Origin of the sequence: Kibdelosporangium persicum (genome assembly GCF_013280595.1) — a bacterium.
In the GTDB taxonomy this organism is placed as follows: Bacteria; Actinomycetota; Actinomycetes; order Mycobacteriales; family Pseudonocardiaceae; genus Kibdelosporangium; species Kibdelosporangium persicum.
This window is the reverse complement of the sequence record NZ_JAAATY010000014.1, coordinates 214229-225439: the sequence shown is the minus strand read 5'-3', so window position 1 is coordinate 225439 and position 11211 is coordinate 214229. Positions and strand designations below refer to the sequence as shown.

Below are 11211 nucleotides of genomic sequence, written 5' to 3'. Positions count from 1 at the left end.
CCGAGGAAGATCGTGCCGCCCGGCGCGAGCAGACCGTACGCCTCCCTGATCACTTCGGTGAGGTAGCTGACGCTCGGGAAGTACTGCGCCACCGAGTTGATCACGACAGTGTCGAAGTATTCCCTCGGCACGTCACCGAGGTCGTGTGCGGGCCGGGCGTCCAGGTGAATCCGTGGATCGTCACCAAGCTCGCGCCGCAAATTGGCGATCGCCTTGGGCGACAGATCAACACCCCAATACTCCTGCGCCAACGGCGCGATCCGAGACAGAATCAGACCACTACCGACACCGATCTCGAACACCCGGCGCGGCCGCAACGCACTGATCCGCTCGATCGTGGCCGCATGCCACTCCCGCATCTCCCCCAACGGGATCTCCGAACCGTCATAACTGGAGTTCCACCCCGTGAAATTCTCCTCAAGACCACCCGAAGCAGCCTCCGCGAACACATCCTCATGCAGCTCACGCCACTCCTCGACGTGATCGTGCTCCGCGTGTTCGTCCCGGCCGGGCGCCGCGACCGCGTACGCCACAAGTTCGCCCTCCCGCGCGACGACCACCGACTGGCTCACGCCGGGGTGTTCGGCCAGCACGGACTCGACCTCGCCGAGCTCGATCCGGTACCCCCGGATCTTGACCTGGTCGTCCACCCGGCCGAGGAACTCCAGTGCCCCCTCGGAGTTGACCCGGACCAGGTCCCCGGTGCGGTACAGCCGGTTTCCCGGCGGTCCGAAGGGATCCGCCACGAACCGTTCCGCAGTCAGGGCCGGCCGGTTGAGGTAACCACGCGCCAACCCCGGCCCGCCCAGGTAAAGCTCGCCCTCGCCGACCGGGCGCAGCCGCTCGTCCAGCACGTAGGCCGTCGTCATCGGGTCCGCGATGCCAATGGGCACAACGGGTCCCTGGACCTTGTCCGGATGCGACTCACCCAGGGTGGAGTTGACGGTCGCCTCGGTCGGCCCGTAGGCGTTGAACATCCGCCGGTCGCGCCCGTACCGCGCCACCAGCTCCGGCGACACCCTTTCGGTGCCCGCCAACAGGATCGCGCCTGGCCGCAGTGACAACTCGCGCGGCAACGCGGCGAGCAACGCGGGCGGCAGGATCATGAACGTGATCTCGTTGCGATCGATGTACTCGGTCAGCTCGGGACCGGGCACCCGCCGCCCGGCCGGGACCACCACCAGCCGCCCACCGGACAACAAGGCCAGGCACAGATCCCAGAACGCCACGTCGAAACTCGGGGACGCGAACTGCAGGACCCGGTCGGACGGGCCGATGCCGAACCGTTCGGTCTGGGTGGCGACCAGCTTGGCCACGCCGGTGTGCGACAGCACCACGCCCTTGGGCCGGCCGGTGGAACCGGACGTGTAGATCACGTATGCCGCGTTCGTCGCCTGGATGTCCGGCGCGGGCAGATGATCCGGCCCGGACCACGTCGTCGGGTCGTCCAGCAGCACAAGCGGTGCGGTAGCAGGCAGATCAGCGGCCAGCTCGCTGACCGTGACCATGCACACCGGGCGGGCGTCGTCGAGCAGATACGAGATGCGGTCGGCCGGGTAGTCCGTGTCGATCGGCAGATAGGCGGCGCCGCTCTTCAGCACCGCCACCTCGGCTATGATCATCTCCATCGACCGAGGCACGGCCAGGCCCACCAGGCGTTCGGGGCCCGCGCCCGCCGCCACCAACCGGTTGGCCAGCCTGTTCGCTCGCGCGTCGAGCTCGGCGTAGGTCAGCGACTGGTCTTCGAACACCACGGCGACAGCGTCGGGCGCGGCCTGTACACGTGCCGCGAAGAGCTCCGGCCAGGTTGACGACATCGGGGCGATCCTCTACGGAAGGTTCGGGCGCTCTCGCAAGCGGGATGCTGAACCGCTCGCGAGAGCGTGTTTCGGGGAGAGTCCAGGGGCAGCGCTCGGTCGGGCACGGACGGGATGCTGGGCACGGTCGCGAACGTCTACCCCCTGTTCATTCCGACGGGACGCCGCTCACGACGAGTTCCGGCTGCCCGGCGGGCACGTCCATCCGCCGGGACACGATCGCCCGCAGGATCTCGCCGACCCGGACCGCCGTGTTGGACAACAGCGATGACGTGATGCCGTGGGTGTGCTCGGTTCCGCCTTGCAGGTAGACACCGCACTGGATGGCCGGGTCTGTCCACACGCGATAGTCGCGGTCCACGCGCAGCCGCCCTTGCTCGTCACGCAGGCAGTACTGGGCGACGTCGCCGAGCTGCCCGACCGGATCGGCGGGCAGGTAGCCGGTGGCGAAGACGACGACGTCCGCGTCCAGCACGGTGCGCTCGCCGGTGGTGAGCGTCTCGACCGTGACCCGCACGCCGTCGTCCATGCGCACGACCTGCGCGGGCCGTGCCACGTTGAACAGCCGCAACCGTTGCGCGCCCTGAACTTTTTCCCGGTATTCACGGCGGTACAACTCGTCGATCAGGTCGATGTCGACGACCGAGTAGTTGGTGTTCGCGTGGTAGCCCATCAACCGTTGCTTGACGTGCTCCGGCGCGGTGTAGAACTCGTCGACCGCGGCCGGGTCGAAGATCCGGTTGGCGAAGGAACTGTCGTCGGACGGGCTGTAGCCGTAGCGCGAGAAGACCGCGCAGACTTCGGCTTGCGGGAAACGTTCGTGCAGGAACGCGGTGACTTCCGCGCCGCTCTGCCCGGCGCCGACCACGACGAACCGCTTGGGGTCGGTGACCGTGCCGATCCGGGCGAGCAGTTCGCTGTTGTGCCAGACGCGGTCGTCCCCGGCGACGCCTTCCGGCAGGGCCGGCCGCAGCCCGGTGGCCAGCACGATGTTGCGGGCCCGCAGCACCTGCCCGGCCGAGTCCAGCACGTCGAAGAACTCGCCGCCGGGCACCGGCGTCACCGAGACGACTTCGCGCCCGTACGCGACCAGGTCGTCCACCTGCGCGGCGGCCCACTCGAAGTAGTCGTGGAACTCGATCCGCAGCGGGAACAGGTTCTTGTGGTTGATGAAGTCGACCAGCCGGTCGCGGGCCTTGAGGTAGCACAGGAAGCTGAACCTGCTGGTCGGGTCCCGCATGGTGACCAGGTCCTTGAGGAACGACACCTGCATGGTGGCGTCCTCGAGCAGCATGCCCCGGTGCCAGCCGAACGCGGGCTGCCTTTCCAGGAACTGCCCGGTGATCGGCGCCGAGACGGGTCCCGTGCCGGATGATTCGGCAGCCCGTTCGTTGTACTCGGTCAGGGCTATGGCCAGCGCCAGGTTCGACGGCCCGAAGCCGACGCCGACGATGTCATAGACCACTGGTTCCGACATACCCGTCCCATCGTTGGTCCACCAGATGCAAGGTCACCCTAACCTAACTAAGGCTAGGCTCAACTACTACATTCGAGGGTGACGCTCGTCGCTCAACGAAGTCACTCCATGACAGAAGGGGGACCCATGCGGGTCGCGATGTTCGGGTACCAGACGTGGGGCCACCGCACTTTGCAGGCGCTACTGGACTCCGAGCACGAAGTCGTGCTCGTGGTGACGCACCCCAAGAGCGAGCACGCCTACGAGAAGATCTGGTCCGACTCGGTCGCCGATCTCGCCGAGCAGAACGGCGTTCCGGTGCTCCTGCGTAACCGTCCCGATGACGAAGAGCTACTGGCGCGGCTGAAGGACGCCAGTCCGGACATCATCGTGGCGAACAACTGGCGCACCTGGCTGCCGCCGGAGATCTTCACCCTGCCCCCGCACGGCACCCTCAACATCCACGACTCGCTGCTGCCCGCCTACGCGGGTTTCTCGCCGCTGATCTGGGCACTGATCAACGGCGAGAAGGAGGTCGGCCTGACCGCCCACATGATGGACGAGGACCTCGACGCGGGCGACATCGTGCTGCAGCGCGCGACTCCGGTCGGCCCGGCCGACACCGTGACCGACCTGTTCCACCGGACGGTCGGCATGATCGGCTCGATCACCGTCGACGCGCTCGCGCTGATCGCGTCCGGCAAGGCCGAACTGGTCAAGCAGGACCGCAGCAAGGCGAGCTTCTTCCACAAACGGTCCATTGAGGACAGCCGGATCGACTGGACCTGGCCGGCCGAGGACATCGAGCGGCTGATCCGGGCGCAGTCCGACCCGTACCCGAACGCCTTCACGTTCTACAAGGGCGAACGCATCCGGGTGATCAAGGCGTCGGTGTCGAAGGCCTGCTACGGCGGCACTCCCGGCCGGGTCTTCATCCGCGAGGGCGACGGTGTGGTGATCGTCGCGGGCGCGGACGCGCGGACCGGCCGCAACCGTGGCCTGGTCATCGAGCGGGTCCGTACCGAGGACGACACCGAGTACGCGGCGACTGACTTCTTCAAGACCATGGGCGGTTATCTGAAGTCAGCCTGAGTCAGGAGAACAGGGCTCCCTGCGCGTAGTCCGCTCCCGCGTTTCGCCACCACTGGGCCTTTTCCTCGGAGTCGACGCCCTCGACGACGACCTGCGCGCCCGACAGGTGCACCAGGCTGGACAGGTCCAGTAACGAGTGCGTGACCGGGGAACCGGGAACGGGCTCGCGCGCGGTCAGCCACGGCGCGATCCGGACCGCCCGTAACGGCAGGTCTTCCACGCACACCATGTCGCCGGAAGTCCCGCCGAAATCCACCGCGACGGTCCGGACCCCGTTGTCCGCCAACGCCCGCATGTTGTCCATGGCCTCGCCCTTGTCGGCGAGCAGGGCCTTGACCGGCATGCCGAGCCACAGCCGCTCCGGCGGCATCCCGGTCTCCCGCAGCACTTTGCCGACCGCACCGACCAGGTCGCCGTCGGCGGACTGCTGCGCGGTGAGGTTCACGCTGAGCGGCGTCGCCCGGTCCCACCGCAGGTGCTCGCACGCCGTGCGCAGCAACCACGGCCCCAGAGCGAGGATGAGTCCCGTCTCCTCGGCCAGTTCCGTGCACCGGTCGTCGTACAGCAGGCCGTACTCCGGGTGATCCCACCGCAGAACCGCTTCGGTGCCGACGATTTCCTTGTCCGCCAGGCGCACGATCGGCCGGTAGCCGACCGTCAGCTCGCCGTTCTCCCACGCTCCCGGCATCGTCGCGGCGAGGTTGAACGTCCTGCGGTCCCGCTGGTGCTGCTCCGGATGGAACAGCTCCCACTGCCTGCGGCCGTTGTTCTTGGCGCGCCGTAACGTCATGTCCGACGCGCGCAGTAACTCGGCCGGATCCATGGTGCGCGGCGGGCGATCCACCACACCGATGCTGGCGGTCGCCGCGACACCGTGTTCCTCGATGTACACCGGCTCGGCCAGTTCGTCGTTGATCGCGTTGACCATGGTGATCACGTCCGGCGTGGCGGGCGAGTTCTCCACCACGATCGCGAACTCGTCGCCGTCGAACCGCGCGATCATGGCCTTCTCGCCGGCCAGCACGGCTTTCAGCCGCTCGGCCACGGCGATCAGCAACAGGTTGCCGGTCCTGCGGCCGAGACCGCCGGTGATCAGCGAGAACGCGTCGAGGCCGAGGTGGTACAGCGTCACGCCGTACGCCGGATCAGCCCGCCGCAGCATGCTTTCCAGGTTCGTGGTGAAGAACTGGCGGTTCGGCAGGCCGGTCAGCACGTCGTGCAGCGCCTGGCGGCTCAGCTCGTTCTGCAACAGCTTCAGTTCGGTGCCGTCCTCCACGACGGTCACGAATTGCCGCGGCTGGTCGTCTCCGTCGCGCAGCACAGTCGCGGTCAACGACACACGCGCCAGCTCACCGTCCTGCCGGACCAGGCGCTGCCCGTGCCGGAAGCGCTCGTGCTCACCATTCAGCACGGCTTGGTACGACTCACGTACGTACGGCGCTTCGTCCGGGTGCACGAGGTCGAACAAGGAGAGTTTGGCCAACTCGGCCGTGGTGTAGTCGACGATCTGCCCGAAGGAATGGTTCGCGCGAATGAACCGGCCGTCCAGGTCGGTGATCACAATGCCGCTCGACGAACACGTGGCGACCTTGTCGAACCGGGCCTCACTGGCTTTCAGGTTCCACCGCGCGTCGCGCACCGCCAGGATCAGCGCCTGCTCGACTTCCTCCTGCTGGCGTAACACCGACTGGCGGATGGACTCGGTATAACTGGCGGCGAACGCGCCGAGCAGCGAGACGACCTTCTCGCCGAGCCGGTCGACGTCCCGCAATTGCTCACTCGACAGCAAACCGCGGCCGAGAACGTCCACAGTGCACCGCAGGCACACCGTGTGCGCACAGTTCATCGCGACCAGACGGCCGGTCAGTTCCTCCGCGACCGACGTGTCGGCCGGATCGGCCCGCAGTGCCGCCACGAGCCGGCCGATCATGTCCTGCAGCTGCTCCTCCAGCTCGCTCTGCGACAACGGCACGTATGTGGACGTGCACAGCTGGTACGCCCATTTCCGGGCAAGCTTGTATCGCTCACGAATGGCATCGCCGACGGCGACATCAGAATCATCCGGGAGCGGCGAGAGCGACTCGCGCTGAGGCACCGAAAAAGCCTACCGATCGTCACGCGAGCCTCGCCACACATTGGTTCAGCGTTCAATCGAATGGGCCAATCGGGGGACCCCCGCGACTACCCGAAGCGATCAGACGCTGATTGTCGGTGAACAATTCGATCTTCCTCAGAATTGTTCCGCCGCTGTCAGGTCACGAAGACGAACAATCACCGTCCGCACCAACACGGTCACCCACCGGGAGTTCACCGAGGGCGTCGGCCGTCCGACTGGAGAGCAACCCGACGCTGTTGCCACGACACAGCCGATCGCGTCCGTCAAGCAGTGGACTCGTCGGCTTGGCGAACCTCCGACATGCCGCCGAGCAGGTCGGCGACTGTGTGAGCACGGATACCGGCGAGGCTGTCGGCGGTGAACCTGCTCGCCACGGCCCGAACGTGGCGCGCGGCAGGCGCGGCGAGGCCGTCGTAGATTTCGATGAACAGGTCCCGGGCCGGCTCTCGCAGCCATCCGGGCGGCAGCAGCGGGATGGGCAACTGCGGGTCGAGGATGGGCAGACGACGGTAGCTGTCCATGACTTCGGTACGGGCACGAACCGCCTCGGCACCGGTGACCCGGGTGGCCCGTATCCGGCGCGGCAGCGGACCCCACCGTCGGACAAAGGATTCGTACTGCTCGGCGATGGCGGTCGTGTCCCAGGCGTCGAGAGGATCGCGGCCGATGGCCGAGCCGAGGTCGATGTGCCGGGCACGGAACACCGTCATGGTGCCGAAGGCGAGCCGGGTCAATCGTGTTCTGGCGTGTTCGGTGAGGTCACGCGGCGAGATCCAGAGGCCGTCGTACAGCGGGGCGTAGCCGAGCCACCGCAGGCGGCTGCGCAGTTCACGCCGCTGGGCGACTTCGTCCTGCGGCAGCGAGAAAGCGATCAGTGTCCAGTGCTGGTCCCAGGTCTTCGTCCCGGCGGCCGAGGAGACGATCGCCTTGCCGCCGGTGGCCAACGCGAGCGCCGCGGCAGCGGTCAGCCGGTAGAAACTGTTGCGCCCCTGCCGGACGCCTTCCAGCACGCCGCGCCGGGCGAGCCGGCTGATGGCGGCCCGGGCACCGGCGTGGCTCACCCCGCTCTCGGCCAGGAGGGCCACGATCGCCGCCGAGGGCAGCGAAGCCCGCGTGGACAGTGTGTAGTCGGCCAGCAATGTCAGGGCCAGACCCTGCGGCGCGCTACCGGTCTGTGCCCGGGGAAGACGGACCGTCCCGGCCCCATCGCCGGGAAAGATCTCCTCGATGTCGTACGGGCTGGTCACAGCGACGGCTCCGGCAACGCTCAGGCGGACGTTTGACACCTGACTGTAGACGGCACTCGATCCATCCGGCCGATTCGCGCGATCACTTGCCGCACAAGGTCTTTCGTGAACCGAAACACTGGGTTGACACTTTCCGGTCCCGGGTACATGCTAACTGTCACTGATGGTCATCGCCTGGGCCGGGCACAGCCGTCGATACCGGCTTCGTCTCCGGTACCTGTCGCGGCTCCAGGACGAGGCAGCTCGCCTCCGTGACTGTCATGTCCTCGCGCCGACTGGCCGACTGACGCGGCCTGCCGGTGGGCACCACGTGTACTTCTCCATCCCTGCGACGCGGGCCACGCACGCACCGGCGCCGACCTGCGAGCGTTTTCCGCGCGGAACGAAGGTGTTCGACAATGCGAATGATCAAACGAAAGCTCATCGTCGCCGCGGTCGCGTCGCTGACCGCGGCCGGTCTCACCGTTCCCCTGGCCACGCCGGCCGCCGCGGCGTCGTTGACCGAGATCACGAACTTCGGCGACAACCCGGGCGGAATGCGCATGCACATCTATCTGCCGGACTCCCGGCCGGCCAGGCCCGCCGTCGTGGTGGCCATGCACGGCTGCGGCGGCTCCGGCCCCGGGTTCCACGCCAGCAGCGAGTTCGCCTCGCTGGCCGACCGGCTCGGGTTCGTCGTCATCTACCCGAGTGCCCAGCAGGAGGCTGGGTTCGGCAAGTGCTTCGACACCTGGTCGGCCGCGGCCAAGCGCCGCGGCGGCGGCAGCGACCCGGTCTCCATCGTGTCGATGGTGACCTACGCCCAGCGACAGCACAACGGCGATCCGGCCCGGGTCTTCGCCACCGGTTCGTCCTCCGGAGGCATGATGACCAACCACATGCTGGCCGTCTACCCGGACGTGTTCAAGGCAGGCGCCGCGTTCATGGGCGTGCCCTTCAACTGCTTCGCCAACGCGGCGGACTTCCCACCCGGGCGCAGCAAGTGCACCGGCGGAACCATGAACCGGACCCCGCAGCAGTGGGGAGACGCGGTACGGCAGGCATATCCCGGCTACACCGGTCCACGGCCGCGCATGCAACTGTGGCACGGCACCGCCGACACACTCGTGCCGTATTCGTTGCTGCAGGAGGAAATCGAGCAGTGGACGAACGTGTTCGGGCTGAGCCAGACCCCGACCTCCACGGACACACCGCAGCCCAACTGGAACCGCGGTCGCTACGCCGACGGTTCGGGCACCGTCCAGGTGGAGGCGTACAGCATCCAGGGCGCCGGGCACAGCCTGCCGTCCCGCGGCATGGCCGCGCAGGCCATCGCGTTCTTCGGCCTGTGAACGACCCGTGTCCGGCTCGGCTGCCTTACCGCGCCGGGCCGGACACGGCGGTGACCGGCGTGCCCACAAGGCGACCCCCGGCGAGAGCCACGAGCACGTCCACAAAGGACTTTCGGGGCACGGCAGGCAGTCAGCGGACGATCAGCGGTTGACGATTGGCCGCGAAGACCTCCGCCAGGACCGCACGATGCGTGCTCACGGCCTCGGCATGGCGGGCACGTCCGGCTTCGGTCGGCGAGACGAAGATGTTGCGGCGGTCTTCAGCGCACATGCCCCGCGTCACCAGGCCGTCGCGTTCCAGACGAGCGATCAGGCGCGACAACGCGCTCTGGCTCAGATGGATGTCACCGGACAGCTCCTGGACCCGGCACTTGGGCTTGTCCGTCTCGATCAGGCGGTCCAGCAGCTCGAACTCGCTGGCACCCAGGCCATGCCGCTCGTTGAGTTCACGCTCGAGCGCACACCAGGTACGCGCGTGCAAGGACAACATATCCCGCCACTCACAGACGAGCGGCCGGTCAGCGTCGGCGGCCATACCGGGCACCTTACCACTGCAGCTGCATTTAATGCAAAGTCATCAAATGCGTTTGCATCGTATGCGCGTGCATGCGATAGTGACCGGCGTGATCGAGTCAACGACTACTTCCACCTCGGATGTGCGCTGGGGACCGCGCTTGTGGGGCACGCTCGTGGTGCTGTGTGGCGTCGTGTTCCTCGACGCTCTTGACGTCTCCATGGTCGGCGTCGCGCTGCCGGCCATCCGTGAGGACCTGAACATGTCCACCGCTGCCCTGCAGTGGGTGGTCAGCGGGTACATCCTGGGGTACGGCGGCCTGCTGCTGCTCGGCGGACGGGCCGCGGACCTGCTGGGCAGGCGACGGGTCCTGCTCGTCGCGCTCGCCGTCTTCTCCGTCGGTTCGCTGGCCGCCGGCCTGGTCAGCAGCCCCGAGCTGCTGATCGCGGCGCGGTTCATCAAGGGCGTCGCCGCGGCCTTCACCGCGCCGGCCGCTTTGTCCATCATCACCACTACGTTCCACGAAGGCCCGGCACGCAACCGGGCACTGAGCATCTTCGCGGTCTGCGCCGCGAGTGGTTTCTCCCTCGGCCTGGTGATGTCCGGGCTGCTCACCGAGATCGGCTGGCGCTGGCCGCTGCTGCTGCCCGGTCCGGTCGGCCTGATCGTGCTGATCGCCGCGCTGAAGTTCGTGCCCGACGACGGCCGCCCGGAGCGCAACGGCCAGGGCTACGACGTCGGCGGCGCGGTCACCTCGACCGCGGCCATGCTGCTGCTGGTGTTCGCGATCGTCCAGGCTCCGGAGATCGGCTGGGCCAACCCGGTGACCATCATCTCGTTCGTGCTGGTCGTCGTGCTGCTCACGGCGTTCGTCCTGATCGAGCGGCGCAGCAGCCACCCGCTGGTGCGGCTGGGCATCCTGCGGTCCGGATCGCTGGTGCGCGCCAACCTCGGCGCGATGATCTTCTTCGGGTCGTACGTCGGCTTCCAGTTCATCGTCATGCAGTACATGCAGCGGCTGCTGGGCTGGTCGGCGATCGAGACCGCGCTGGCGTTCCTGCCCGCCGCGGTGATCGTGGCCGCCAGTTCGGCCAAGATGGACAAGATCGTCGACCGCTTCGGCACGCCTCGCCTGCTGATGCTCGGCATCGTCGCGCTGGTCGGCAGCTACGGGTTCATGCTGGGCATGGACGTCTCGCCGAACGTCATCGGCGTCGTGCTGCCGAGCATGGTGCTGCTGGGCGTCGCATGCGCGCTGTCCATAACCTCGTTGAACATCCAGGCCACGGCCGGGGTCAAGGACGAGGAGCAGGGCCTGGCGTCCGGCCTGCTGAACACGTCGTTGCAGGTCGGCGGCGCGATCGGGCTGGCCATCGTGACCGCCGTGATCTCGGCCAACGAGACGCACACCACCCAGGTCACCCCGGACGAGCTGCTCGCCGGCTACTTCCCCGGCCTCGCCGTGGTCGCCGGGATCGCCGTGGTCGGCGTGATCGTCGCCCTCACCGGCATCGTCGCCGCCCGCAAGGAGAACAAGGCTCGTGTGACCGCCGCCGAACCGGAATTCGCCAACGCCTGACCGCGGTGACGTCCCTCGTGGGGTGGCAACTCACGAGGGACTTTCTCGGTAGCCTGCTG

8 protein-coding genes are annotated in these 11211 nt (G+C 67.6%); 3 read left to right on the top strand and 5 right to left on the bottom strand.

The annotated features are described in order from the left end of the window. Together GC106_RS25025 and GC106_RS25020 are read right to left on the bottom strand one after the other, a co-directional pair. On the bottom strand, positions 1-1817 hold a 1817-nt coding region (locus GC106_RS25025; RefSeq protein WP_173135401.1), incomplete at its 3' end, for an amino acid adenylation domain-containing protein. Between the two features lie 148 nt (positions 1818-1965). Beyond that, a complete protein-coding gene (locus GC106_RS25020; protein ID WP_173135398.1) occupies positions 1966-3294 on the bottom strand; it encodes a lysine N(6)-hydroxylase/L-ornithine N(5)-oxygenase family protein in 1329 nt (442 codons plus the stop codon). A gap of 126 nt (positions 3295-3420) precedes the next feature. On the opposite strand from GC106_RS25020, the gene GC106_RS25015 reads away from it, so the two are divergent. Further along, a complete protein-coding gene (locus GC106_RS25015; RefSeq protein WP_173135395.1) occupies positions 3421-4365 on the top strand; it encodes a methionyl-tRNA formyltransferase in 945 nt (314 codons plus the stop codon). 1 nt (position 4366) lies between these two features. On the opposite strand, the gene GC106_RS25010 is transcribed toward GC106_RS25015, so the two are convergent. Further along, entirely contained in the window at positions 4367-6460 is a 2094-nt protein-coding gene (locus GC106_RS25010) for a putative bifunctional diguanylate cyclase/phosphodiesterase (protein WP_312872826.1), read from the bottom strand. Between the two features lie 284 nt (positions 6461-6744). Further along, positions 6745-7728, bottom strand: a complete 984-nt coding sequence (locus tag GC106_RS25005; RefSeq protein ID WP_173135392.1) for a PaaX family transcriptional regulator — start codon at positions 7726-7728, stop codon at positions 6745-6747. A 404-nt stretch (positions 7729-8132) separates the two neighbouring features. On the opposite strand from GC106_RS25005, the gene GC106_RS25000 reads away from it, so the two are divergent. Next, positions 8133-9059, top strand: a complete 927-nt coding sequence (locus GC106_RS25000; protein ID WP_217280908.1) for an extracellular catalytic domain type 1 short-chain-length polyhydroxyalkanoate depolymerase — start codon at positions 8133-8135, stop codon at positions 9057-9059. Positions 9060-9189: 130 nt separating this feature from the next. On the opposite strand, the gene GC106_RS24995 is transcribed toward GC106_RS25000, so the two are convergent. After that, positions 9190-9594 carry a MarR family winged helix-turn-helix transcriptional regulator gene (locus tag GC106_RS24995; protein ID WP_173135386.1) on the bottom strand — a complete coding sequence of 135 codons (405 nt, stop codon included), beginning with the start codon at positions 9592-9594 and terminating at the stop codon, positions 9190-9192. Between the two features lie 88 nt (positions 9595-9682). Between GC106_RS24995 and GC106_RS24990 the strand changes: the two genes are divergently transcribed. Then, positions 9683-11152, top strand: a complete 1470-nt coding sequence (locus GC106_RS24990; protein WP_312872825.1) for an MFS transporter — start codon at positions 9683-9685, stop codon at positions 11150-11152. Positions 11153-11211: the final 59 nt, after the last annotated feature.

What these genes read in the sequence shown, in the direction of transcription:
- GC106_RS24995 (WP_173135386.1), bottom strand. Translation starts at nt 9,594, where the DNA reads ATGGCCGCCGACGCTGACCGGCCGCTCGTCTGTGAGTGGCGGGATATG.
- GC106_RS25000 (WP_217280908.1), top strand. Translation starts at nt 8,133, where the DNA reads ATGATCAAACGAAAGCTCATCGTCGCCGCGGTCGCGTCGCTGACCGCG.
- GC106_RS25020 (WP_173135398.1), bottom strand. Translation starts at nt 3,294, where the DNA reads ATGTCGGAACCAGTGGTCTATGACATCGTCGGCGTCGGCTTCGGGCCG.
- GC106_RS25015 (WP_173135395.1), top strand. Translation starts at nt 3,421, where the DNA reads ATGCGGGTCGCGATGTTCGGGTACCAGACGTGGGGCCACCGCACTTTG.